Below are 24,901 nucleotides of genomic sequence, written 5' to 3'. Positions count from 1 at the left end.
ACCCAAGCCCGCGCCGAGGGTCCAACCGAACGCCGCGCCAACAAAAACCAAGGGACCTGGCACCCCCGTCACCCGCACACGGACTCATCACCCTCCGCCATTCCGGACGTCGCCCCCCACCCCGTCATCCCGGACGTCGCCCCCCACCCCGTCATCCCGGACGCCACCCACCACCCCGTCGCTCCGGACGCCACCCACCACCCCGTCGCTCCGGACGCCACCCACCACCCCGTCATCCCGGACGTCGCGCAGCGGCGATCCGGGATCCACCCGGCCCTCGCCACCTGCCGCTTGTGGGTACAACGAAAGCGCCGGATAATGGCAACCTTCGAGGAAAGCATCCAAACGTGGAGCCCGCATGTCGGCGCCCGATTCACTCAAGTCCATTCTGTTCGCGTTTTTCGCCAACCTGTCGATCGCCATTGCCAAGGGTGTGGCGGCAATATTCACCGGTTCCGGCGCGATGCTGGCGGAAACCATTCACTCGCTGGCGGACAGCGGCAATCAATTGCTGTTGATCCTGGGGCTGCGCCAGACCCGGCGCGACCCGACCGATGAGCATCCGCTGGGTTTCGGCAAGAGCATCTACTTCTGGTCGTTCCTGGTGGCAGTGATCCTGTTCACCATTGGCGGCATGTTCTCGGTGTACGAAGGCATCCACAAATTGCAGCACCCCGAACCGCTGTCGCACGCCTGGGTGGCCTTTGCCGTGCTCAGTTTCGCCATCGTCGCCGAATCCATCTCGCTGTGGGGCTGCATGCGCGAGGTGAACAAGGAGCGACACGGCCGCAACCTGTGGCAGTGGTTCCGCCAGAGCCGCACTTCCGCCTTGATCGTGGTGTTCGGCGAAGACATCGCCGCCCTGCTCGGCCTGGTGCTGGCACTGCTGGCGGTGCTGGTCAGTGTTCTCACCGGCAACCCGCTGTGGGATGCGCTGGGCACCATCACCATCGGAGTGCTGCTGATCATCATCGCGGTGTTCATCGCCATCGAGGTCAAGCAATTGCTGATCGGCCAGAGCGTGGAGCCGCGCCAACTCGACCAGATGCGAGCCTTTCTCCAGGAGCACCGCGACGTCGATGATGTCTACAACCTGCTGACCCTGCAGTTCGGCCCCGATGCCGTGGTGGCGGTGAAAGCCCGGATGACACCGCAGGCCTCCGATGTCGCGCTGGTGGAATCGATCAATGGCGTCGAACTCGCCTTCCGCGAGCAATTCCCCTCGGTTCGCTGGCTGTTCTTCGAACCCGATGTGCACGACTAAACCCGCGGCCAGCCATCGAGCGACTCCCGATATGAAAACCCCGCAAGCCAAACGCGTCGGCTTCGTCAGCCTGGGATGTCCCAAGGCGCTGGTGGACTCCGAGCGCATCCTCACCCAACTGCGCCAGGACGGCTACGACATTGCGCCTGATTACGACGGCGCGGACGTGGTCGTCGTCAACACCTGCGGCTTCATCGACAGCGCCAAGGCGGAGTCGCTGGAAGCCATCGGCGAAGCCCTCGAGGCCAACGGCCGGGTCATCGTGACAGGCTGCATGGGCAAGAACTCCGACGACATCACCCGAGTTCACCCCAAAGTGCTGGCCGTCACCGGCCCTCAGCAGTACGAAGACGTGGTCAGCGCGGTGCACCGGCACGCGCCACAGCCGGCCACCCACGACCCGTTCACCGACCTGGTGCCGCCACCACGGACCCGGCCCGACGCAGAAGCCCGGGGCGTTAGCGGAGGCACCTCCGCCGAGGCCCGTACCGATGCCGATTCCAGAACCGCCGGTAGCGATGCGGGTGCCCGCACAGACGCCAACGCCGATGATGGCATCGGCATCAAGCTGACTCCACGTCACTATGCCTATCTGAAAATCTCCGAGGGCTGCAACCACAAATGCCGCTTCTGCATCATTCCCTCGATGCGCGGCCGCCTGGTCAGCCGCCCGGTGGGCGAGGTGCTCGGTGAGGCCGAACGGCTGGTCGCGGCCGGCGTCAAGGAACTGCTGGTGATATCGCAGGACACCTCGGCCTACGGCGTCGACCTGAAGTACAAACTGGATTTCTGGGGCGGCCGCCCGGTGCGCACCCGGATGAAGGAACTGTGCGAGGGCCTCGGCAGCCTGGGCGCGTGGGTGCGGTTGCACTATGTCTACCCCTACCCGCACGTGGACGACATCATCCCGCTGATGGCCGAGAACCGCATCCTGCCCTACCTCGACGTGCCTTTTCAGCACGGCAGCCCCGCCGTACTCAAACGCATGCGCCGGCCGGCGGCGGCTGAAAACACCCTGGAGCGGATTCGCATCTGGCGCGGCATCTGCCCCGAATTGACGATCCGCAGCACCTTCATCGTCGGCTTTCCCGGGGAGACCGAGGCAGAGTTCGAGGAGTTGCTGGACTTCCTCGAAGAGGCGCAACTCGACCGCGTCGGCTGTTTCCAGTACTCCCCGGTCGAAGGAGCCGCCGCCAATGACATGCCAGGCCCGGTACCCGACGAGGTGAAGCAGGAACGCTGGGAAGTGTTCATGCAGACGCAGGCCCGCATCAGCCGCGAACGCCTGCAGCGCAAGGTCGGCACCGTGCAGGAAGTGCTGATCGACGACATCCGCGTTGGCCGCGACGAAGACGGCTCCGCCATCGGCCGCAGCACCGCCGACGCCCCGGAAATCGACGGCATCGTCACCATCACCGACGGCGCCCGCCTGCGTCCCGGCGACCGCGTCAAAGTACGCATCGAGGCCGCCGACGACTACGACCTGTTCGGACGCCTGGATGACCCGCAATAACGCGCGGAACCCGCACGGAGCAGGCATGTGCCCCAGATACAAGGCAACCGCGGTACATTTACGGCACGCCGGATGGATGCCGGGTCAAGCCCGGCATGACGGGTTGGAACGCGAGCAGCACCGTCCAGGCCACTGGATACCGGGTCAGGCCCGGCATGACGGAGTGAAGGCGTTACGCCCTGCCACTTTCCCACACCCCGTCATCCCGGACGCGGCACAACCATTCACCGTCATTCCGGACGCGGCGCAACCTTTCATCGTCATCCCGGACGCGGCGCAACCATTCACCGTCATCCCGGACGCGGCGCAACCTTTCATCGTCATCCCGGACGCGGCCCAGCCATTCACCGTCATCCCGGACGCGGCGCAGCCATTCACCGTCATCCCGGACGCGGCCCAGCCGCGATCCGGGATCCACCCGGCCCACAACACCCAACAATCGCCCGAATCACCGCCATGCAACGCCCCAGCGAACTGATCCTGCGTAACGCCAGCGCTCTACCCGAGGGGCCGGTACTCCTGCTCAACGCACCGCGCGACGGTCTCTACCGTGAACTCGCCGCGCAACATTCGGTGAGCATCTCCACCCAGGACTACGGCGACTTCGACTGGCTACGAACCAGCGGCGCCGACACCCGTTTCGGTCTGCTCCCATGGGCCTCGGACGACCCCTCCACCACCCCAAGACACCCGACCGTCACCCCGTCTCCCGAGCCGGGGTCCACCACCGGAACACCCCGCGATCCACTGCCGCGGAATTCGGACCACACCCCCGTCACCCAGGCCCCCCAGCCGGGGTTCACCACCACCGGAACACCCAGCGATCCACTGCTGCCGAATTCGGACCACCCCCCAGTCACCCCGGCCCCCCAGCCGGGGTCCACCGGTACTGGAACACCCAGCGACCCGCTGCCGCGGAATTCGGACCACCCCCCAGTCACCCCGGCCCCCCAGCCGGGGTCCACCGGTACTGGAACACCCAGCGACCCACTGCCGCGGAATTCGGACCACCCCCCAGTCACCCCGGCCCCCGAGCCGGGGTCCACCGGCAGAACCACACCCACGGCAACGATCATCCTCTTTCTCCCACGCGAAAAAGACCGCCTGGAAATGCTCCTTCACGCCTGCGCCAGCACCATGGCACAAGACGCCCAACTGTGGCTGGTGGGCGAAAACCGCGCCGGCATCAAGTCGGCGGCACGCCGCCTGGCCACCCGCTTCAACCGGGTCGAAAAGCTCGACAGCGCCCGCCATTGCGTTCTGTTCCGCGCCGCCGAGCCACTACCGGGCACGCCTTTCGATGTGGCTGACTACCGCCAGCAATGGGAACTGCAACTTCCCCCGGGACTGCCCGGCGGCGTGCTGCGCATCGAATCCCTGCCGGGCGTGTTCGCGCACGGACGCCTGGATGGCGGCACGGCCCTGTTGCTCAAATTTCTCGGGGAGAACTTCGCCGCCCTGAAAATCAGCGGCCACTGCCTGGATTTCGGCTGCGGCGCCGGCATCATCGGCCTGGCATTGCTGCGTGCCAATCCCGAACTCGACATGACCCTGGTCGACAGCAACGCCGCCGCCCTGCTCTCGGCGGCGCGATCCCTGCAGGCCAACGGCCTGGCATCCGCGCCCCCGGCAACCGGGGAAAACATACCCGCCCAGCCCGAAAACGAGCCCAGGGTGCATCTGAAGGCCGCCGACGGCCTCCCGGCCGAGGGACCCGCGCTGGACTGGATCATCAGCAATCCCCCCTTCCACCAGGGCGTCGACACCGATTTCGACGTCGCCCGGCAATTTTTCACCCGGGCCGCCGCCCGCCTGAAAAAAACCGGTAAAATGCTGCTGGTCTGCAACCGGTACCTGCCCTACGAAAACTGGCTGGAGAAATCCTTCCAGGCGCTTGAAAAACCGGCAGAAAACCGCGATTTCAAGATTCTGCTGGCGCGGCGCCCCCGGGGCTGAACCCGCGGAGGACCGGGCCGAGGTGGCCACTGTTGTGCCGTCGGCGGAATTTTTTGCCGCAACACGTGTCGAAATGCGCTGCCGGCACAAGCGGCCGATGCCATGCAGGCCCGGGCGTAACGAAGGGCAAGCAACCGGAAGAGCGTCGAAGAACGTCGCCCCTGCGACCGGGCACCAACACAGGGGCCGCAAACCCGGGCCCGCAACCGGAAACTCCGATGAAACAATGCAAGAAGTCGAGGAACACCATGAAGCCGATTCAACTGATTCAACCATTCGCCATCAGCGCGCTCCTCGCCCTCGGCACCGCTTACGCGGGCCCCAGTGACGAGGCGTCAACCGAAGTCGCCGACGCCGTGGAAGCCGTCGAGTCCGCACCGGTCGATGCCGCCGCGGTCGACGCCGCCAGCCCGTCGGAACAGGCAGTCTCCCGCTTCAGCGAAGGCATGCAGATTCCGGTCGACGGCAGCAGCCTCGAAGCCTTCGAGAAAAGCCTGGAAGCCATCGGAGAACAAGCCACCAAGGCCGAATTCACCACCCTGAACAACGCCATCGACTACCTGATGATCTACGACCTCGCCGCCAAACGTAACCGCGAAAAACTCGCCTCCAACCTCGACGGCCTCACCGGCGAGCAGATCGTGGACAAGGTGCAGTGGCGCAAGGGCAAGAAGTACTGAGTCTGGTCAGCCGGCCATCTCGGTTCTGACTGCCACGCATCGACTTTCCCCGGTCTGCCCCACCCGACGGGAAATGCGCTATATGCACCCGCCACCCAGTGGCGCCTCGTTGCTGCGGCGCCTTCACCGGTACCTGTAAATCCCACGCTCACAACCGCCACGACCCACGCGAATCGACTGATCCTGCCACACGGCCTGAAGTGGTAATCTTGCGTTGGTGCCAATCCGGGCACCAAGCGACTTTTCCACGGCCATGAACAAGAAGCGCTGGAAAACCACGGCCAAAGTCGTCTTTGGTCTGGCCTTGCTGTTCACCCTGTTGGGCATGGTGGATCACGCCAGTCTGTGGGATGCAGTTAAAACAGCAAGTCCGCCCCTGCTGATTGCGTCGTTCGCTTTGTTCGCCAGCCAGGGAATCTTCGAATGCGGCCGCCTTCGCATCGTTTTCGCGGGCTACGGCATCGGGTGGATCGACAGTGCCCGCCTATTCCTCGTCGGCCTGTTCTTTGGCAATTTCATGCCCGGCATGATTGGCGCGGACGTTTACCAGGTACAGCAGATGCACGCCATCCGACCGGGACTGATCCAACCACTTTCCCTCTCGGCATTTCTCCGTGCAACCGGCCTCGTACTCAATGCCATTCTGGCCGGCACCGCGCTTCTGCTGGGCGCCGGGCTCGCCAGGGAAGACAGCCATATCGCGTGGGAATCGATTGGCAACAATGTTCCCTGGACCCTGATATGTGCTGGCATAGCCGTCTTGTTGCTATTAACGCTGGGAACGGCGCCGGGCCGACGCTTGGGCCGGACCATTTCGAGCCATGTCCGCCACCTGCTGGGTGAGTCGATACGGGCTGTCCGAAGCCTGACTGCGGGACAACAGGTGATGCTATGGCTTCTGGGAATATGCGTGATATTTTCGCGGGTGTTCTGCTATTTCCTGCTTCTTGCAGCCGTCGGTTCTTCGGCAACCATCGCCGAAATCCTGCTGGCCGTGACCTTCACAGCCTTGGCCGTGATCATTCCCGTCAGCTTTGCCGGTCTTGGTATCCGTGAAGCGTCGCTCGCGGCAGTCTTGATTGTAGCCGGGGTTGAACCAGCCTATGCAGTGGCCGTGTCCCTGATCAGCCGCTGCTATATCTGGATGCTATCCATTATTGGCGGTACATGGTTCGTGTTGGACCGGCGGGCGGCCGTGGCCGATACCAGCGCCACCACCGGAGACTGAACTCCTCCCTTAACGTAATGCTCGCAGCCGCTCAGTAACACGTTCACAGGATTTACCATCCTGGTGGACATGGTGATAGTTCACGAGCGATTCAAATGTCCTTGTGTACTCCGGTTCCTGGAACCATACCGAATGCTTGAACAGCTTTTCTTCCAGTTCTTTTTCCGTGCGGACGAGCGGCCCCGGAATCTCTTTCTGAAAATCTCCGATGACCCGCGAATCACTCAGGTAGCGCTCGATGTCATAGGCATAAAAAATGATGGGTCGCCGCGCCAGCAAGTAGTCGACGAAAACGCTCGAATAGTCGGTGATCAGCACATCAGCCTGAACCAGTAGTTCCTGAATGTCATCGACCGACTTCGAAACGTCCACGACATGGCTCATGGATGGAGGAATCTGAAGCGTCCGGTCAAATGCATGTTTTTTGATCAAAAGGACCCAGTTTCGCGCTGCCAGATGTTCATTGATTCTGGCGAGAAATTCGTCGGAGAACGGGCGAGTGGCATCCGGGTAATCACGGAAGGTCGGAGCATACACAATGACAGTTTCGTACTTGCGCCACGGTGTACGTATTCCCCAGGCTTCGGGAGCATCGAAAAAGACATCGTTTTTGGGGTAACCGGTAATCGCGACATTGGGATTGTCGAAGGCAGACGACAAGCGCTCACTGGCAATGTCCGAAAGCGCAATGATCAGACGCACCGAAGAGAGTTCCCACTGGTACAACTGGAAATACAATCGCTCGTGAAAGCGCGAGAGATCTCGATCCCTCAGCGCATCCAGGCAAATCCGTTTCATTGGCGTCCCATGCCAGGTCTGGACTACGTTGAATCGCCCGAGAAACAAACGCTCGTAAGCAATATCATGACCTCCGACATCCGCGGAATTGCCACTTTCGATCAGCAGGAATTCCGCACGCAAAATGGCCCACAATCCTGGCAGCGACCAGGCGCTGTAAACCGGATTTCCGTTCTTCCGCAGCGCCTGGAGCACCTGCGCGCTCTTGGTGATCCAGTGAGCGTCCGGAACATCCGGCACCGATCGCCTGTGAACGAGATATTGATAGAGAAATCGGGTATTTCCGGAAAACCGGTGTCCCATCCCCCCACCGAGAAGCCATTTGTCGCGTTGTTTCGGCACCACGTACGAGAGCAGGAAGAGCAGAAAATTCATTGCCAACCCGGCGATGACTTGGATGTACTTTGTCATTCTTATTCCTAAGGGAAGTTACGCCGCGACCACGCTCGCATGACAGCACGAGTCGAATATCATAGTGCCACAGACACTGGCGCCGGAGCCATGACCCGATTCGTTTACTTTCGGGTTCAGGGCCATTACATTCCCCTGAACTCGGGAACCCGTTCCGGGCGCGCGAAGGTTCGCACGGCAGCGATCCATGACTAAGAGAGGCAAAGCGCCGAACCATGTCCGATATCCACATCATCACGGAACAGGATATTGCTGAAGACACAAACCTGCTTCAGCGTCGATGGACCGAACCGAACACTTTTGTTCTGTTGCCAGCACGGCAGGAAATTCACCGGCACTGGATTGGCAATGCCACCCGACTGATCACCAAACACTGCCCGACCGACAGTTTCGCCTTGCTGACCTCCGGCAGCACCGGCCAGCCCCGGCTGATTGTGGGTAACCGCAACCGCTCCGAGGCGCTGGCGCGCGTTCTGCATGAGCAACAAAACAGTGAACCGGTTGACGAAACGGTGTGCACTCTTCCATTGAGCTACAGTTTCGCCTTCATCAACCAATGGTTGTGGTCGCACGTATTCCAGCGAAAGCTCCGATTGACCGAAGGATTCAGTGCTCCGGACCGATTGATGCAGATCCTCGCCGGGGCCTCGAACGCCATGCTGTGCCTGGTCGGCAGCCAAGTGCCCTTGATTCGCCGTTTTTTTCCGGAAGCTTCATTTCCGGGAATTATTCGCGTGCATTTCGCGGGCGGCCGCTTCCCGCAGGAAGAACTGGATTTCCTGAAGGAGCGGTTTCCGAATGCGGAGATTTACAACAATTACGGCTGTGCCGAAGCCATGCCGCGTCTGAGCATGAGACGCGCCGGCGATGCCGAGGACGCCAGCCATGTCGGATGTCCGCTGCCAGGCGTGGAGCTGCGCAGTGACCCGTCGCACCGATTGCTGTTCCGGAGCCCTTATCGGGCCATAGCGCTGATCGATGACACGCGGCTGCACCATGTCGACGATGAAGAATGGCTGCCAACTGGAGACCTTGGAATCATCGGAACCGATGGCGGCGTGCGGCTGATGGGTCGAGCAAACGACGTGTTCAAACGCCACGGCGAAAAAATCTCACTACCCCAACTCATGACCACCGTGAAGGAGCACTGGGCCGGTGACGCGGCGTTTTACACCGATCAGGATGCTTCGTGCGAATCCGGCTGCGTTCTTGTGCTGGCGCCCGTGCCGACACCAGAGCAGGTGCGCGAGGTATTGATGGGCTTTAGAAAGTACCATACCCGTCCACATTGGCCTTTGCGGGTGGAAAGCCTGGAATCGATGCCACTATTGCCCAATGGCAAGATAGACCTCAAAGGGCTGCCTGGTGCAGGGAACACACAGGTCCACTGGAAACAGAGAATATAAATGACAAATCGGGAAAAATTGCGGGAACTGCTCCTGGACATCCTGCTGCTGGACCCCAGCGAATTTCATTTCGATCTCAAGCGTGACGAGGTCGAGACCTGGGACTCCATGTCGGTGGTGGCGATCGCGGTCGGTGTCGATGAAGATTTCGGTTATCACTTCAGTCCTGAAGAGGCCATGGCCATCACCGGTGTCGCCGACATCATGTCCACACTCGAAAGCAAAGGCATTTCTTTTGCCGAATGATCCGGCCATCCGCCCGCTCGACGGGCTTGATCCGCAACGGCTCGGCGAAACGCGGCTTCTGGCAACACGCTCAGTGCGCGACCGGATAGCGGCGTTGCCGTTCGCGACAGCCCGGGATATTGACGAGCTTGCAGCCGGGCTGGAAACCCTGATTGTGGTCGGCGGTGGGAAGCTGATGGACGAAGCCAAATACTGGCGTTTCACGAAGTCACCAGACACTCGGCTCATCGCCATTCCTTCCATCTGGGGCAGTGGCGCGGAAAGCTCTCCGGTCGCCGTACTGAACCGCAACGGCGAAAAGCGGATACACATCGACGATCGCCTTGTACCCAACGAGCGCTGCGTCTGGCCGGAGCTGGCCGAGTCCATTCCGGTACCGCGGGCCCGAGATGCCTGTGGCGATACCTGGTCGCACGCACTGGAAGGCTTTCTCTCCCCCCTCGCCTCAGCGCAATTGCGATCCCAACTCGCTGTCATCATCCGGGAACTGACCGGGCTACCATTGACCAACGACCCCGCCTGGTTCGAGCCCAGCGCCCAGGCTTGCGCCGCCCAGGCGCAATCGAGCGTCGGACTGGTTCACGGCATCGCGCACACGCTGGAAGGTCCGTTACGTAAAGCGCAGCCCGAAGCCGGCTGGGGTCACGCGCGCCTGTGCGCTAATTTCATATGGCCAGTCATGGAGTTCAACCGCAACCGCAACGACAAGTGGACCGATCTCGCGGATCGTCACGAATTGGATGAAGCCGCCGTGTTCGAGCGCCTCCGCGACTTGCACGACCCTTCGGTGTACGATCAGACCCTGAAAACACTGGATGCCATGTGGCCGGACATACTTCGGGACGTGTGCACTCGCACGAACAGCGCCCTGGTCCGCGAGTCCACCCGATCCTGGTTCCTGGACAGGAGCTTCGAGTGAGCCAGTTACTCGACGAACGACGACCATACGGTCCGCGCGACAATGCCGAGTTCCTGCGGGAGATGAACGAATTGACGCGCTACCACCTCGATGGCTGCGCGCACTATCGCCATATCTGCCCCATGTTTCAGGGTGCAGACGACCGCGCCTCCCTGCCCTGGCTGCACGTCGGTCTGTTCAAGCAGATCAACCTTCGAACCGAGGCCGAAGGAATCCACCACGAGCGCACCCTGAAATCCTCGGCCACCAGCAGCGGGGTCGCCAGCCGCATTGCGCTGGATCGAACCAGTTCGCAACTGCAGTCGGCGAGCACGCTCGCCATACTGCGCGATTTCGTTGGTGACCAGATGCGGCCCCTGCTGGTGCTCGACAGCGCGAAGTCGCTGCGCGCACGCGGCGAGGTCTCCGCCCGCATCGCAGCGGCACTCAGTCTGCGGCCGCTGGCTTCGGAGATTCAGTTCCTGCTGGAAGACGCCGACAATCCGGCCAGCCTGAAATGGGATCTGCTGGAAGAAAAGCTGCACGGACATGACAGTCTGCTGGTGTACGGATTCACCTGGATGCTGTGGCTCGCCTGGGCGGCTGCTGAGATACCGACTTCGGTACGCCAGGCGCTCTCCGGCAAACGTATCCATTTCGTTCACAGCGGGGGTTGGAAAAAACTGGAGGCGATGCAGATTGAGCCAGAACACTTCAACGACACACTGACCTCTACACTGCATGCGGAATCGGCGGTGACGGACTTCTACGGACTGGTCGAGCAGGTCGGTATTATCTTCCCACTGTGCGCGTCCGGCTACCGTCACCCTCCAGTGTGGGCTGACGTGCTAGTCCGTGATCCCTGGACGCTGGCGCCGCTGACGAGTGAGCCCGGTCAATTGCAGCTGATGAACACCCTGCCCCGCGGTGCGCCTTACCACAATGTTCTGACGGAGGACCTGGGGCGGCTCGTGCCCGGAGAATGTGCCTGCGGTCGTTCAGGGACGCGCTTCGAACTCATTGGCCGCGTGCCCAAGGCCGAAATCCGGGGCTGCGCCAATGTCTGACTCGCTGGCCCGGTTCCACTCCACCAACGGGCCCGTGACCGTGGTGCTGCCCTTCGAGTACCACAGCATTATCGCGGACTGGGCCGCATTGCGGCGGCTCATGGCGCGCTCGGTACCGTCTGCTTTCACACGCGACGAGTGGGCCTATCTCATAACTTTTCTGGATCCGGAAAATCTCCTGTCCACGTTTACGGAAAGTTTCGGAGCGCCGCTGACCGATGCCGATGGCCATGACGAGCCCGACGCGCCATCACACTGGATCTATCGGCCGCGCGGCGCCATCGCAGTCTGGCTACCCAACAACGTCTCGCTGCTGGGTCCGCTCACCCTGATACTGCTGAGCCTGACGGGCCAGCGCATCCGGCTCAAGCTCGGCTCGCTGGCAGAAGACCTGTGCGGTGAGTTTCTGAAGTACGCCGTGACCCATCTTCCCGACGGTGCGTTACGCGGCTACCTGGAATCCCGTGTCACGGCTGAAACATTCGAGCGCGGTGACCGCCGTCAGCTTGAGTTCGCTGAGGAATCGGCCGTCCGAATCGTGTTCGGATCCGACGACGCGGCCAGCGCCATCCACGCCCTGCCCCATCCGGTGGATTCCGTGGGCTTCTCGTTCGCTGATCGTCGCTCGGAAGCATGGATAGCGCATGATGCCGCAGACGATGCGATCCTGACGACGCTGATCAAGGTTTTCGCGATTTACGGCCAGGCCGGGTGCACCTCACCGCGCCGCGTTGTTGTGCCGGACGGCACACCCGAACAGGCTCGCTCAATGCGCGACCGCGTGGCTGAACTTTGGCCACAGGTCATCCGCCATGATCCACCGATGCACGTCGCTTCGAGCAATCTGCTGGCCAGTCAGTGGGCGCTGGCGCTGGGCTGGGATACGCGTGTTACCGAACGTCACGGCGCCGTACTCGCCTGCGGCAGCATCGACCTCGAAGCGTTCGACTCGCCCATGGCTCTGCGCTTCGTTGCGGCCAGCCGCGAGCAAGCCGTGGCTGGCCTGCCGGACAACATTCAGACACTTGGCCATGCACTTACCGACCCGACGGATTCCGAATGGTTGCGTTTGCTGGCCGGCACACCGGTGTTACGCTTTGTCCCCCTGGCACGCATGCATCATTTCGGCGCAGTCTGGGACGGCCAGGACTACTGGCGCCAGTGTTTCTCGGCGATGGAGGTTCACTCATGACCCAAGCAACCGGATTAGTGACGGTGGTCGTGCCCGTTTACAACGGGGCGGAGACTATCGAACCACTGGTTCAAGGGATTGTTGATGCTTTCGCCGATCTCAAGTGGTCGTTGGAAATCATACTGGTCAACGACGGCAGCCCGGATGCGAGTTGGAGGGTGATCCAGAAACTGGCACAGACTTATCCATCCGTGCAAGGCCTTAACCTGATGCGCAATTTCGGCCAGCACAACGCCCTGCTGGCCGGTATACGAAGGGCCCGCGGAGCGGTGATCGTTACAATGGATGATGATCTTCAGAACCCACCCGAGGAAGTACCGAAGCTGCTGGCACAACTCGAGCAGGGCCACGACGTGGTTTACGGTATTCCCGCTGAAGGGCGGCATGGGCTGTTTCGTGACTTTGCCTCAGTGTTCGCCAAGATCGCGCTACGCATCGGACTGGGTTACCAGCACGCCAGCCGCACCAGTGCGTTCCGGGCATTTCGCGCATCGCTGCGGAACGCTTTTGCTGACTTCAACTCCAAGCATGTTTCCATCGACGTGCTGCTGACTTGGGCGACGACCGATTTTTGCGCCGTCACTGTCGATCACCGCAGCCGGGCGTCAGGACGCTCAGGCTATACCCTGTGGAAACTGTTGCGCCACACCGCCAACGTGGTCACGAGTTTCAGCACTCGGCCCCTGAAACTCGCCAGCCTTATCGGCTTCACGTTCACACTGTTCGGGTTTGGCGTGCTCATATACTCTCTGCTCATGTTCCTGGTTTACGGCAGATCGGTGCCCGGCTTTACCTTCCTGGCATCGGCCATTGCGATCTTTTCGGGGGTGCAGTTGTTCTCGCTGGGCATCATCGGCGAATACATCGGGCGTATCCATCAGCGCGCGCTGAACCAGCCTTGCTATGTGATTGCGTCCGAGACGGCCGACGGTGAGGCGAATTCACCATGATCGAGACCCATGAGTTCAACTCCCGGTGGTGGGGCTCTCCTGTCGGCATCGTCACCAACCCGGGCTTTTTCGCGCTGCCCGCTGATGAGCAGCGTGATCGCCTGGCAGCCTTCGAATGGGTCGAATTCCGCATGCCGCTGGAACAATCACCGGTGGACTTGCCATCCATCCATGCGGCCGGTTTTTATCAGGTGGATACGCAAATCAATTACCGCCTGAACCTCGGCCGCCTGCCGGCCCCGGAAAGCCTCGCCTCCTTATCGGTGGAATTCGCCGACCAGACACCTTTCACGGTAACGGCTGGCGAGATGAAACCCTTCGAGCACGAACGCTTCTTCAAACTGCCCGGCATCACCCCCGAACGTGTCAACGAGCGCTATGCGCTGTGGAGTAACGAACACCTGGCCAGGCATCCGGCGGCGTCCCTGCGCGTGCTGCACCAGGGGGAAGTTGAAGGCTGGTATCTGGGTGACGATTCGTCCGGCGTCGGGCTAAATCTCACCCTGGCCATGCTCAGCCGAAAAAGCACCATTTCGGGACTGCTACTGTTCCTGAAAGCCTATCAGGCTTTTTCCAGCCGAGGCCACCGTTTGGGCTGGGCGGCATTCAGCATTCAGAATAGCCCGGTACACAATATTTATGCATCCATCGGCGCGCGATTCATGCGGCCGACCGGGCAGTGGTTGTGGGTGGCTTGAGCCACGTGCCAGCCGAAACGCTCGCATTACGGACGCACCTGCCACCGGCGCCATCCATGCGTACCAATCACCGGAGGAATACACTGTGATTATTGGCTATACCACCGGCGTTTTCGATCTTTTTCACATCGGGCATCTCAACATTTTGCGCAACGCTCGCGCGATGTGCGATCGTCTGGTCGTCGGAGTCACAACCGATGATCTGATGCTGGAGTACAAGAAAAAACAACCCGTCATACCCTTTGTTGAGCGAATGGAGATCGTTCGCAACATCAAATGCGTCGATGTTGTCATCGCACAGGAAACCATGGACAAATTCGAAGCCTGGCGCAAACTCCAGTTCGATGTGATGTTCGTAGGTGACGACTGGTACCAGAGCGAAAAATGGCAGGACATTCAGGGAAAATTCGATGATGCCGGCGTACGGATCGTCTATTTTCCATACACGCAAACGACCTCCTCCACCAAAATCAACGAAATCCTCGACGAACGACGCAGCCAATTGGGCCCGGCCAAGTAATAGCCATGTGTGGAATTCTCGGAACCATCGATTTCTCTAAACGATTCGATCGGAACCGTGAGCGTTTCGAGCAGGCGTTGTTGCGGCAGCACCATCGCGGACCCGATGACAGTGGAATTTTTGAGACTGATCACTGCCTGCTCGGCCACCGACGGCTGAGCATCCTCGATCTGGACTCGCGCTCTGCCCAACCCATGGTCACTCGCGATTCGAAGCATGTCCTGATTTACAACGGGGAAATCTACAACTTTCGTGAACTGAAAGAAGATCTGCGTCGGCGTGGAATTGAGTTTTGTACGGAAAGCGACACCGAAGTGTTGTTACTGGGGCTTGTCACAGACGGCATAGAATTCATCGAACGTTGCATCGGGATGTTCGCATTCTGTTACGTCGACATGCACAAGCGTGAGGCCCACCTCGTCCGTGACCGACTGGGCATCAAACCGCTTTACTATCAAGCGCAGGGCGGGCGCATCTCATTTTCATCCACGCTCGAGTCGTTGAATCTCATCGCCGAGCCAGGAAGTTATTCGCTGGAGGCCCTGTCATCCTACCTGTCCTTTCGCTATCCGCTCGGTGACCGAACCTATTTCAGCGGCGTGACCAGCCTGGGTCCTGGCGAGCGCCTCGTGGTGCGAGCTTCCGGGATCGACCGCCTGTGCTACTGGGACCCCTGCGAAATCGCCAACGGGGAAAAAGTTGACAAAGGCGAGGCGTATTACCTGCAACGGCTAACGGAACTGATTCGCAGTTCCGTAGCCTATCGGTTGGTATCCGATGTTCCCGTCGGCGCTTACCTTTCCGGGGGTGTCGACTCGAGCGGATTGGTTGCCACGATGGCTGATTTTTCGAACACGCCCATCAAGACATTCACCATTGGCTTTGATCTGGAAGGGTATAACGAATTTGAACCTGCAGCCGAGGTGGCACGACAGTACGGAACGGATCACTACGAGATCAGGCAATCACCCGACGATTACCTCGAGGCCATGGAGGACCTGATCCGTTTGAAGGGCGCCCCTTTGGCCGTACCCAACGAGGTTCCCATCTGGCGGCTGTCGCAGCAACTACGAAAACACATCACGGTTGTGCTTTCCGGGGAGGGCGCAGACGAACTCTTCATGGGATATGGCCGGATCTTCAGATCCGCTTTCGACTTCGAACGTCTGCAATCGGGCTATGTCTGGTCCTCGCCCGAGGCCCGTGCAACGTTTCTGGAAAACGCCAGGGCACGCTATGGTGAAACCGGTTTTGCATCCGAACTCGATCATTTCCTTCACTTGTATTCCTATACGCCCTTTACGGATAAGCAGGCATTGTTGTCCAGGGACATTCCGCTCCCAGCTATCGAGGAAAACCTGCGTGAAGACTTCGAGCAGTGTTTTGACAAGGTCCGTGATGCCACCTATGAAGACCGGATCTCATACACCTTTCTGAAACTGCATCTGCCCGGGCTGTTGCAGAGACTGGACAACGCTACCATGGCTGCCAGCGTGGAAGGCAGGGTTCCTTTCATCGACCACCGCCTGGTGGAGTTTGTTCTGAGCATGCCTGTGCACTACAAGCTGCGCTGGCTGGACGGAAGCAAACGTGAGCACTACGAAGCTCTGACCTCCGATAAAATCAGCGAAGTGTACGACACGCCCAAGTATGCTCTGAAGAAGGTCTTCGAGCCCTTGCTCAGCGATAACATTCTTTATCGCAACAAGGTCGCCTTTCCGGTTCCCCTGCACACCTGGTTCAAGGGGAATTTTCGGAACACTGCTCGAGACTTACTGCTCTCAAAAACCGCACGGGAACGAGGAATTTACAACAACAAGTCACTCGAGCATTTGCTGCAGGGAGAGCGTGTGGAAAAAGATCCTGGCGCGGCGCAGCAACTATGGATGTTAATGAACAACGAAATGTTCATGCGCGCGTGCTGTGATTGAAGCGCAAAGACCCGCAAACTCAAGAGAGTCAGTGATACTCTATATCGCAGTATGGCCATAAAAAAAGCCAAGAATTCCAACCCACCCGCAGCCTTGATTTACGATGGTGAATGTCCGTTTTGTTCAGCTTACGTTCGTCTCATGAAATTAAGGGAAGCGGTGGGAGAAGTCGTTTTGGTCAATGCAAGACTCGGTGGCCCACTTGTAGATGAAGTCTTTCGTGCGGGACTCGATCTGGATGAAGGCATGGTTCTCAAATTTGAAGGCCACTTGTATCATGGCTCCGATTGCATGACGCGATTGGCTCTGCTTACAAGTACTTCGTCCTTTTTCAATAGAATCAACGCAGCCATTTTCAGACACCGCGCGATCTCCGGTTTTTTGTATCCGATTCTGCGGGCCGGAAGGAATATCACCCTTTTCCTGCTTGGGCGCAGACGAATTGGCAAACATGACCGCATTTCGTCATGAACTCCGAAGCACTTCCACTCGCTCGAACACCAACCTGAAAAAAATACTCACTGCCGTGCGCCCGTTTATAGGCCTCCAGATAAACATAAACAATTTCAGCTTGATCGCCTACGCATCGTTACTGCTGATTCTGGGCCTCCGCCAGTACACCCCGTACGCAGATTTTTTCAATGGCAGTCAGATTTATTCCTGGAATATGTACAAGTATCACCTGGTGGACGCATTCGATGAAGATAGCCGTTCACCTACGAGCAAATTGATACGAGTCGGCGAAACCGAAGTTACAGATATTACTGAGTTCATCCACAACCACATGTGGCATCAGCGGGCTTTCTTGAGCACAACGCATCCGCAACTGTACGAACCTGCCGTCAAGGCGTTCTTTTGCCGATACCAACACCAACTTTGGATCGACAAGCTTGAGAACTACTACTATCGCAATGAGTTGATAATCAACAAAACACGCGATTATGTCGTGCAGATTGCATTGGAATCGTGCGATAGCCATGCCAACTAAACGGCGCCACCCCAGGCTAATTGACCTTAAGTTCAGCCGAGATCAATTCATTTTGGCCGGTTTCTCTCTGCTTCTCGTTCTCAACGCAGTTAGAAATACATTTCTATACGATTTCTACAGGCTCACCGATGTAACCGTTTTTCATTTTCCATTGATTGCTCACCCGTTACTGGAGATGCAGGCTACCGGTTACGTTGTAACCGCCTTATTCTGGTTCTCGTTGCCACTCGTTTTTACACGATTTGCCGCAGCGGCATTTTTTGTACATTCAGCCGGAAATTTATTTGCGTTGACCGCCGATTTATACGCGTTTCATCATGATCTGGCGCTGTCCACGCTGATATTTACCTTTGTTGGCATTTTTCAGTACTCCAAGAGCCCTAAAGCACTCGACTTCATTAAGATAACGGTCGTCATTACGTATTTCCTTGCCGGCCTCAACAAGCTATCCATGGATTACCTTGAAGGCGCTGTTGTGCAATACGTGTTGGAATCCACGCCCAAATACACGTTTCTTGGGGACTTGCTACCGTTTCTGGGAAAATCACTTTCAGTTCCAATGGCCTGGTATGCCTTGATTGCCGAACTCATTATTTTGCCAATTGGCCTGCTGGTATTCCGGAGGACTGCGCTAAAGCTCGTGATGCTTACCGCCCTACCGTTCCACCTGGGCATTCTGATGACTACTGTAGGGACACTCTACAATTCCCTTTATCCCTTCTGCTTTATCGCGTGGGCGCCAAAATCAATGTCGATCTCGCTAAGCAGCATTTGGGGCGGTTCTGCAATTGACAAAATCCTGCTGCTTGCATACACACTGATCTGCTCCGTCATCCTTTTGCTCATACTTGGACTTCTGGCTATCCGTATCTGGCACTAACGGAAGCCTGCCCAGGGGCACGGAGAGTGATTACTTCTTTATCTGCATTCCGCGGTCATAAGCCGCTGCGCTTGTAGGCGAACAGAACCAGAGACTCGTTCCTCAGCACCTGAGCAACACCATCCAGTTCGGAAACCCAGTCCGCTTGCTCCGGCGACAGATAGATGTAATTAACGCCATACCGGTCGAGAATCTCGATCCGCTCTTGCGGCGTCGCCGATTCATCAAAAAACTTCAACACATCCGAACTGCGCTGCGTCAACCCCGCTGACTGGACGACAAACGAGAGGTGCGGACTCAGCACGGAACTGCGCCCGGCGAGGTTCGCGGCCAGCGAGGGTTCATCGAGGTTCAACGGGTGCAGCACCACGGCATTCGGATCGGTAGATTTCAGGTATTCCACCACTACCAGCGCCGAAGCATCATAGTGAGCGTAGCTATCGGCACTGCGTTTCGCCAGAAACTGGATAGTGGTTGGCATGGCGAGCACAACGATCACAGCAAGCGCGGTGATTGGGCGCCAACCATCGTAGCGCCAGGCTGCCAATGCCGCGAATAGCGCAAGCCAGGCACCCATCAAACCTTGGACGTAAAACCACGCCGCATTGTTCTGACCGCCTTTGGGCCCGATGAAAAACAGTTCCGAGACAACATAACCGACTAGCACGAATACCCCGATGAATACTAATGCCGCATCGCCTGAACTGCGCCGCATTATTCCTTCGTAAACAGACCAGGCGCCAATCGCCCGCACACCGAGCGCGCCCAGCGGCAACAACAACAGCCAGAACGGGTACCAGACGATGTCGGTATCGCCGAGCCCCAACCGGCTCAGGCTGGTTTGCATGACGCCAAACGGTTGCAGGTTGATCACTGTGCGCTCGGCATCGGCACCCTGTGACAAACCAGCCAGGATGAGCAGTACCAGCATGAAACCGCTCGTCACGATCAACCCCAACGACACACCGGCGGACGGCTTCAGGTAACGCCACAACAGTCCGGTAGCGAGCGCGGCGCTGGCCATCTGCAGACTCATGGATACTTTCATGCTAAACGCACCCATGACGCACAGCACGAACACCGCGAGCCAGCCGACGCGCTGCTCCCGGAAGTAGCGATCCAGCGCTATGATGCCGGCGAACAAGGCGAGAAGCGACGGCAAATAGCCGTTGAGGGTGAACAGCGACCAGATGGTACCGGGAAAATAGTTAGTGTACGGCAGCCCGTCACGTTCCAGCAGGCGCGGGATGAATGACAGGTCCGCGCCATAAACGAGCAGCGCCGCCAGAGCCGCCAGCCAAATGGCCCCGCCCCGCAGGCGCACCCAACAGAAGGCCAGTGACGACAACAAGGCAAAGTACAACAGCGGAAAATAAAAGCTCACCAGGCGCAGGGTGCCGACCCCCGTCAGCCGGTGCAGACCTTCCATCTGCAGATGCATGCCAAGGTGGTAATGGGCGAAATCGCCACTGCCGGCCGCATACAGCGATGGCGGCGGAAAAGTGCTGGTGAGCGAATTGACCAACCCGAGGTGGAATACGGATTCAGCCAGATACAGATTGCGCAGCTCCAGCCCCTCTCCGGCCCAGATTACATCGCCAAAATGGCTCAGATGGAGCAGCCCGAGCACCCCCGCCAATACCAGCACCAGCGCCCAGCCCTCACCCTGACCTGGAGCAGGGGCGGGAACCGACGCAAAACGCCAGTGCCCGATCAGCCAGGCCAGCACCGTCACCACCAGCAGCGGAAGCAATAAAAAATCCGCCATCCCGGTTTCGCGCAGAACCCGGTACCAAAGTGCGAACACGGACAGCCCCAACGCCATGGAAAGGGACGCACGGGTCACCAAATCGAGCTGCTTGACTTCGGTGAAGCGCAGCAGCAGTGCGCCAGGAACGTAGAACGCCACAAACGCGCCCACGAAGAACAGCACGGTTTCGCTCCACGGCAGCCCATAGATCACCTGACCCAGCACGGCCAACAAAACCAGCACGCCCCCCAGGCCCGCCACGCCGCCCCACGAGCGCCGCCCCACTGCCGGGCCTGACTGCCCTGCCTCCACTGTTGCATTGACTGGATCCTGCAGGCTCATCAGTACGCATTCCTGTGCATCAACACCAGTGGTGTCATCATCAATATTTTCAAATCCAGCCACAACGACCAGTTCTGGATGTACCACAGGTCATGCTCGATGCGCAGCGCCATTTTCTCAGGGGTCTCGGTCTCACCGCGGAAACCGTTTACCTGGGCCCAACCCGTTATGCCAGGCTTGACCTTATGCCGCAGCATGTATCGAGGTATGTTGGATTTGAATACATGATTGAGTTCGGTGGGATGTGGGCGTGGGCCGACAAGCGACATTTCGCCCTTGAGCACATTGAACAACTGGGGCAGTTCATCGAGACTCGAGCGCCGTAGCCAATGGCCCACGCGGGTCACCCGCTCATCTTCCCGCGTGGCCTGCCTCATCTGCCCCGGTCCGTCTGAATGCAACTTCATGGTTCGGAATTTGAGAATACTGATCGGATCGCCGCCCAGGCCCTGCCGCTGTTGACGAAATAAAACCGGCCCCGGGCTGGAAACACGAATCATCAGGCCGATCAGCAACATCAGTGGACTCAGAAACAACATCAACACGAGCGCGGCCCCCCAGTCGAAAACGGCTTTCAGGCGCAGCTCTGCGCCGGTCATCGGCGTTCCCGCCAGGCTGATGACGGGCAAGCCACCCCATTCGATGATGTTCTGATTGAGCAAACGGTATTGGTGCAGGTCCGGCACGACATTCACGTCCACCACGCTCTCGCGCAGCGCTTCCAGTGCCTGGTCGAGCAAATCCTTGCAATCCCAGGGAACCGCAATCCACACTTCGCGAACCGGGTGGGACATGAGGTACTCCTCCAGTTCAGCCAGTTGCCGCACCGGTTCATCGCTCCAGGATTCCCCGAAACAGGCCACCAGGTTCATCCGGGTGGCTGGGTCATCACGCAGTCTTCGTTCAATTCGCCGCGCCGCATCACCCGCGCCCACCAGGATCACAGGCCGTGCTGACTGCTCCCTGCGCCGCTCGCGAACGGCGGCCGCATGGGCTAGCAAGGTAACCATTACCAGCCCAACCGATGTCATCAGAACCCAAGACCCGAACCAGATGCGCGAGAACGTATCAGTCGCTTTGAGCATTGCAGCCAAACTTACGAGCCCCAGAACAACAATGGCCCAACCCGCCAGCAAGCGACGGACCCGCCGCATGATCGCCCATTCGAAGTCCTGCCGAAATGCGCCTGTCGCTGGCAGTACAACGGCTGCCAGCACCAGAGTTACCAACATGGCCACGAGGTACGATTCCGGTAACGCCGCGTAGCCGAACCGCAACCACCAGGCCAGCAGGAAGCCGACCATAATTACCAGCAAGGCGTTGGCCTGTCGCATCACGATCGCAATCCCCCGAATGAGCCGAGCCGTCTGCCTGACACCACCATTTTTAAACAAAAAATCAGAAACTTACTGTTATAAATCAGATATCTTTTCCACATTTTTAATGGATTTTGCAGAAATCGGAATAACCACACTAATCCGCTACGTTCCATCCATTGCGGCGGCATGGGTTCGCTGCCGGCCAGCCAATCGAACGCGGCGCCCACTCCGAGCAAGGCGCAGTTCAACCGTGCGGCGTGCCGTCCAATCCACTTTTCCTGTTTGGGGCATCCCAGACCAATGAACAATGCATGCAGATTCTGCGCGTTGATTTCACTGATTGATGAAGAATCCAGATCCAGGCCGGCCTCATCGGCGAATGGCGGAGCATGGGAGAAGGTAATGCGCAGACCGGGGACCTCAGTGACCAGGCGCCGACCAAGCGCCGCGAGCACCGCATCGGTTGCCCCAAACAGCCCCACGGGCTTGCCGAGTGACTCAGCCTGGCGGCACACGGTCAGCATGCCCTGGTAACCGCGAAAAACCGACGCGTGCGCCACTCCCAGTCGACGCATGAGCCAGGCCACCGGCACGCCATCAGGTATCAACAGATCAACTTCGCTCATCGCGGCAGCGAGTTGAGAATCCTCGCTGGCGAGCATCAGCATGTGGACGTTACAGAAAAACACCGAGGATCCGCCTTCGTTCAGGGCCTTCAGCAGATACCCCTCCAGCGTCCCCTCGGACCCACGTTCGAGCTTGTCCAGAAGTATCTCGGCAGCTTCCAAAGCCCTACCCGGTTGGTGTTGTTGGCATTCCGGGCCATTGCCCGGGCCGGGATGTCAGCAAGAGCATACCGTAAACGACTGTACACGGGGCACAGAAAACGGATGAAAACTGTTAGTCTTGCGCCATTGTTCGAACCGGCGATCCGCATGACCAGCGTTCTCACACCGCAAACACGCCAAGAATTGATAGAGGCGGGTTCTGCCCGCATGGGCGCGAGTTCGGTGGCCATCTGCGGACTCGCCCGGGACTGCGCGAACAGTCTTTCCCGCTTGATTCCCGCCATTGAGGCACTTGCGGCCTGTTTCCCGGAACATCGAATCATCGTGGTGGAAAATGACAGTTTGGATGACACCGCCCATGTATTGAATACCTGGGGCAGCAAAAACCCGGCAGTAGAGACGATCCACTTCAGTTACGTGGGAGATCAATGCGCCGATCCGGGATCTGGCGGCTGGTTCGGACACAATCGTATCGCGCGCATGACCTTCGCCCGCAATCGTTATCTCGAGGCGGTCAAAGAACCCGCACCAGCAGAATTCATGATCGTGGTCGATCTCGACATCTGGACTTTTGACCTCGACGGCGTCAAACACAGCTTCGGACTCATGGACGACTGGGACGCCATAGCAGGCGACGGGCGACGGTACTCCCTGCGCCACCCTTGGCGGCCATCCGTGTACTGGGATTCCTATGCATACGAACCCGCCACGGGTTTCGATGAAGATGTCCAGACACCGGAACAGATCCGCACAGATCAGGTTGAAATCGCGCGCCAGTTGAACCGCGGCGAGCTGTTACCGGCCCGATGCGCCTTCGGCGGCCTGTGTATTTACCGTACTGAGCGGCTGATAGGTCATGCATATGGTTTGATCGAGAATGCGCATCCGGACGTTACGGTCCTGTGCGAACATCACACCCTGGTTCGCTCGGTACGGGCCGACCACTCGGACTTTCGCCTGGCTATCAACCCCGCGATGCGGGTGCGTTACGCCAGCGCCAGAAAACTTATCGGACAGGCGACACGCCGGTTTATTCTGCGACGATGATCATATCCGTCGGAGTTTGTGGGCGAGGCGTGTCACGCTCAGGCGAATCCACTGAACCGACGCGGCAATCCTGAGCGACATGGGATGCTGCGCGCGATCGAACGCATTGATGACGCGGTCGCGGTCCGATGCGCGCAGGTACGCCCGACGCATCGCTGGTGAAATCCCCCCCCCCTGACGATACCGGGAATAGCCATAGGGAAGCTGCCGGGTCTCAGCCAGGCCGTTCTCCCGCAATCGGGCGCTGTAATTCTCGAACAGCACGGCCAGGTCCGGCAGCTCCGACAGATCAAAGCGGGTTTGATGACCCGACAGTATTCGTGGCCGTTCCGGGTCGAAATCGCTGAAGTGAAAAAACACCAGCGGCTCGCCGTTAACCCGCCAGTCCTGCCCGTCGCGGGTGACCTTCCGGCTGTGCAGATTCCAATAGGCCACGTTACAACCGGGGTGGCGCAACAATCTCAGCCCCTCGAATAGTCCTACGGCCAGGTCAACGTACTTCTGGTCAACGAAGAGCCCGTTGAAATGATCTTCGATGCAGCCACGTTCCAATTTGTCGGCCCACCAGTTGATGAACGCCCTGCCCTGGTGCGTATCGCGCACACCGATGAAACCGAGATTGAACATGCCGCTCAACAACAGGTGACCATCGTCGGGCTGAAGGCCATCTTGAGGAAACGGGGCATCGAGATGGGGCGTGACGAGCACATCGGCCGAACCCAGCGCCTCCAGAACCGGCCCGAAACCAGAGAAAACCGCCATATCGGCATCAAGATAGATCACCCGCTCAAACCCCTGGTCAAGCAAGTGCCGCAACGCGAACGGCTTGAGTGCGCAACAGAGCTCGAACGGCGTGTACTGGAACAACATCCCGCGCCCATTCTCCAGATTCAGCGCTTCGAACGGGATGATTTCGAAAGAACGTTCCACTCCACCATCCGGCTCCGACGGTGGGTCGATAACGACCGCAAAGCAGGAGAACCCCGGGTTGAAGGCTGTGAGTGAATCGAACAGCGATCTGGCATAGGC

25 protein-coding genes are annotated in these 24,901 nt (G+C 59.1%); 19 read left to right on the top strand and 6 right to left on the bottom strand.

Translation table 11 applies throughout. The features are described 5' to 3' along the window. Positions 1-87: 87 nt before the first annotated feature. Positions 88-360 carry a hypothetical protein gene (locus V3330_RS11475; RefSeq protein ID WP_354695563.1) on the bottom strand — a complete coding sequence of 91 codons (273 nt, stop codon included), beginning with the start codon at positions 358-360 and terminating at the stop codon, positions 88-90. On the opposite strand from V3330_RS11475, the gene V3330_RS11470 reads away from it, so the two are divergent. From V3330_RS11470 to V3330_RS11445, 6 genes are all read left to right on the top strand, one after another. Beyond that, complete coding sequence (locus tag V3330_RS11470; protein WP_354695562.1) at positions 359-1,264, top strand: cation diffusion facilitator family transporter; 906 nt, start codon at positions 359-361, stop codon at positions 1,262-1,264. The genes V3330_RS11475 and V3330_RS11470 overlap by 2 nt on opposite strands. Positions 1,265-1,295: 31 nt before the next feature. Then, positions 1,296-2,777, top strand: coding sequence for a 30S ribosomal protein S12 methylthiotransferase RimO (rimO, locus tag V3330_RS11465; protein ID WP_354695561.1), 1,482 nt, complete (start codon positions 1,296-1,298; stop codon positions 2,775-2,777). A 163-nt stretch (positions 2,778-2,940) separates the two neighbouring features. Continuing rightward, the gene (locus V3330_RS11460; RefSeq protein WP_354695560.1) at positions 2,941-3,255 is read left to right on the top strand and encodes a hypothetical protein; all 315 of its coding nucleotides are present in this window, start codon (positions 2,941-2,943) and stop codon (positions 3,253-3,255) included. Then, positions 3,234-4,733 carry a class I SAM-dependent methyltransferase gene (locus V3330_RS11455; protein ID WP_354695559.1) on the top strand — a complete coding sequence of 500 codons (1,500 nt, stop codon included), beginning with the start codon at positions 3,234-3,236 and terminating at the stop codon, positions 4,731-4,733. The genes V3330_RS11460 and V3330_RS11455 overlap by 22 nt, the downstream gene beginning before the upstream one ends. A gap of 248 nt (positions 4,734-4,981) precedes the next feature. Further along, the gene (locus tag V3330_RS11450) at positions 4,982-5,413 is read left to right on the top strand and encodes a hypothetical protein (protein ID WP_354695558.1); all 432 of its coding nucleotides are present in this window, start codon (positions 4,982-4,984) and stop codon (positions 5,411-5,413) included. 253 nt (positions 5,414-5,666) lie between these two features. Beyond that, positions 5,667-6,641, top strand: coding sequence for a lysylphosphatidylglycerol synthase transmembrane domain-containing protein (locus tag V3330_RS11445; protein WP_354695557.1), 975 nt, complete (start codon positions 5,667-5,669; stop codon positions 6,639-6,641). 9 nt (positions 6,642-6,650) lie between these two features. Here V3330_RS11445 and V3330_RS11440 read toward each other — a convergent pair whose 3' ends face one another. Further along, complete coding sequence (locus tag V3330_RS11440) at positions 6,651-7,850, bottom strand: CDP-glycerol glycerophosphotransferase family protein (protein WP_354695556.1); 1,200 nt, start codon at positions 7,848-7,850, stop codon at positions 6,651-6,653. 215 nt (positions 7,851-8,065) lie between these two features. On the opposite strand from V3330_RS11440, the gene V3330_RS11435 reads away from it, so the two are divergent. The 12 genes from V3330_RS11435 (at position 8,066) to V3330_RS11380 (ending at position 18,626) form a co-directional block, all read left to right on the top strand. Further along, positions 8,066-9,256 (top strand): AMP-binding protein, encoded by a 1,191-nt coding sequence (locus tag V3330_RS11435; RefSeq protein ID WP_354695555.1) that lies wholly within the window; start codon positions 8,066-8,068, stop codon positions 9,254-9,256. Beyond that, entirely contained in the window at positions 9,257-9,502 is a 246-nt protein-coding gene (locus tag V3330_RS11430; protein ID WP_354695554.1) for a hypothetical protein, read from the top strand. It abuts the gene before it with no gap. Positions 9,503-9,596: 94 nt separating this feature from the next. Beyond that, positions 9,597-10,421, top strand: a complete 825-nt coding sequence (locus V3330_RS11425) for an iron-containing alcohol dehydrogenase (protein WP_354695553.1) — start codon at positions 9,597-9,599, stop codon at positions 10,419-10,421. Continuing rightward, on the top strand, positions 10,418-11,467 hold the full coding sequence (locus V3330_RS11420) for a LuxE/PaaK family acyltransferase (protein ID WP_354695552.1): 1,050 nt from the start codon (positions 10,418-10,420) through the stop codon (positions 11,465-11,467). Before V3330_RS11425 ends, V3330_RS11420 begins: the two co-directional genes overlap by 4 nt. Further along, positions 11,460-12,659 carry an acyl-CoA reductase gene (locus V3330_RS11415; protein WP_354695551.1) on the top strand — a complete coding sequence of 400 codons (1,200 nt, stop codon included), beginning with the start codon at positions 11,460-11,462 and terminating at the stop codon, positions 12,657-12,659. Before V3330_RS11420 ends, V3330_RS11415 begins: the two co-directional genes overlap by 8 nt. Then, positions 12,629-13,609 (top strand): glycosyltransferase family 2 protein, encoded by a 981-nt coding sequence (locus V3330_RS11410; RefSeq protein WP_354695550.1) that lies wholly within the window; start codon positions 12,629-12,631, stop codon positions 13,607-13,609. The genes V3330_RS11415 and V3330_RS11410 overlap by 31 nt, the downstream gene beginning before the upstream one ends. After that, positions 13,606-14,307: a hypothetical protein gene (locus tag V3330_RS11405; RefSeq protein WP_354695549.1), complete on the top strand. Its 702-nt coding sequence runs from the start codon at positions 13,606-13,608 to the stop codon at positions 14,305-14,307. The genes V3330_RS11410 and V3330_RS11405 overlap by 4 nt, the downstream gene beginning before the upstream one ends. 85 nt (positions 14,308-14,392) lie before the next feature. After that, positions 14,393-14,827: an FAD synthase family protein gene (locus V3330_RS11400; RefSeq protein ID WP_354695548.1), complete on the top strand. Its 435-nt coding sequence runs from the start codon at positions 14,393-14,395 to the stop codon at positions 14,825-14,827. Between the two features lie 5 nt (positions 14,828-14,832). After that, positions 14,833-16,758, top strand: coding sequence for an asparagine synthase (glutamine-hydrolyzing) (gene asnB, locus V3330_RS11395; RefSeq protein WP_354695547.1), 1,926 nt, complete (start codon positions 14,833-14,835; stop codon positions 16,756-16,758). 51 nt (positions 16,759-16,809) lie between these two features. Beyond that, positions 16,810-17,229: a DCC1-like thiol-disulfide oxidoreductase family protein gene (locus V3330_RS11390; RefSeq protein ID WP_354695546.1), complete on the top strand. Its 420-nt coding sequence runs from the start codon at positions 16,810-16,812 to the stop codon at positions 17,227-17,229. Continuing rightward, complete coding sequence (locus tag V3330_RS11385) at positions 17,210-17,746, top strand: hypothetical protein (protein WP_354695545.1); 537 nt, start codon at positions 17,210-17,212, stop codon at positions 17,744-17,746. The genes V3330_RS11390 and V3330_RS11385 overlap by 20 nt, the downstream gene beginning before the upstream one ends. Then, positions 17,736-18,626 (top strand): HTTM domain-containing protein, encoded by an 891-nt coding sequence (locus V3330_RS11380; RefSeq protein ID WP_354695544.1) that lies wholly within the window; start codon positions 17,736-17,738, stop codon positions 18,624-18,626. Before V3330_RS11385 ends, V3330_RS11380 begins: the two co-directional genes overlap by 11 nt. Positions 18,627-18,681: 55 nt before the next feature. Here V3330_RS11380 and V3330_RS11375 read toward each other — a convergent pair whose 3' ends face one another. The 3 genes from V3330_RS11375 to V3330_RS11365 are packed head-to-tail and all read right to left on the bottom strand — an operon-like array spanning position 18,682 to position 22,825. Further along, positions 18,682-20,718, bottom strand: a complete 2,037-nt coding sequence (locus V3330_RS11375) for a hypothetical protein (RefSeq protein ID WP_354695543.1) — start codon at positions 20,716-20,718, stop codon at positions 18,682-18,684. Continuing rightward, positions 20,718-22,052, bottom strand: a complete 1,335-nt coding sequence (locus V3330_RS11370) for an undecaprenyl-phosphate glucose phosphotransferase (RefSeq protein WP_354695711.1) — start codon at positions 22,050-22,052, stop codon at positions 20,718-20,720. Before V3330_RS11370 ends, V3330_RS11375 begins: the two co-directional genes overlap by 1 nt. Beyond that, on the bottom strand, positions 22,052-22,825 hold the full coding sequence (locus tag V3330_RS11365; protein WP_354695542.1) for a WecB/TagA/CpsF family glycosyltransferase: 774 nt from the start codon (positions 22,823-22,825) through the stop codon (positions 22,052-22,054). The genes V3330_RS11370 and V3330_RS11365 overlap by 1 nt, the downstream gene beginning before the upstream one ends. A gap of 12 nt (positions 22,826-22,837) precedes the next feature. On the opposite strand from V3330_RS11365, the gene V3330_RS11360 reads away from it, so the two are divergent. After that, the gene (locus tag V3330_RS11360; protein WP_354695541.1) at positions 22,838-23,872 is read left to right on the top strand and encodes a glycosyltransferase family protein; all 1,035 of its coding nucleotides are present in this window, start codon (positions 22,838-22,840) and stop codon (positions 23,870-23,872) included. On the opposite strand, the gene V3330_RS11355 is transcribed toward V3330_RS11360, so the two are convergent. Beyond that, positions 23,873-24,802 carry a putative nucleotide-diphospho-sugar transferase gene (locus V3330_RS11355; protein WP_354695540.1) on the bottom strand — a complete coding sequence of 310 codons (930 nt, stop codon included), beginning with the start codon at positions 24,800-24,802 and terminating at the stop codon, positions 23,873-23,875. Between the last annotated feature and the right edge of the window lie 99 nt (positions 24,803-24,901).

Origin of the sequence: Elongatibacter sediminis (assembly GCF_037892215.1) — a bacterium.
GTDB classification, from domain to species: Bacteria; Pseudomonadota; Gammaproteobacteria; order Xanthomonadales; family SZUA-36; genus Elongatibacter; species Elongatibacter sediminis.
Note: the sequence above shows the minus strand (reverse complement) of the source record. Positions and strands in the feature narration are given on the sequence as shown.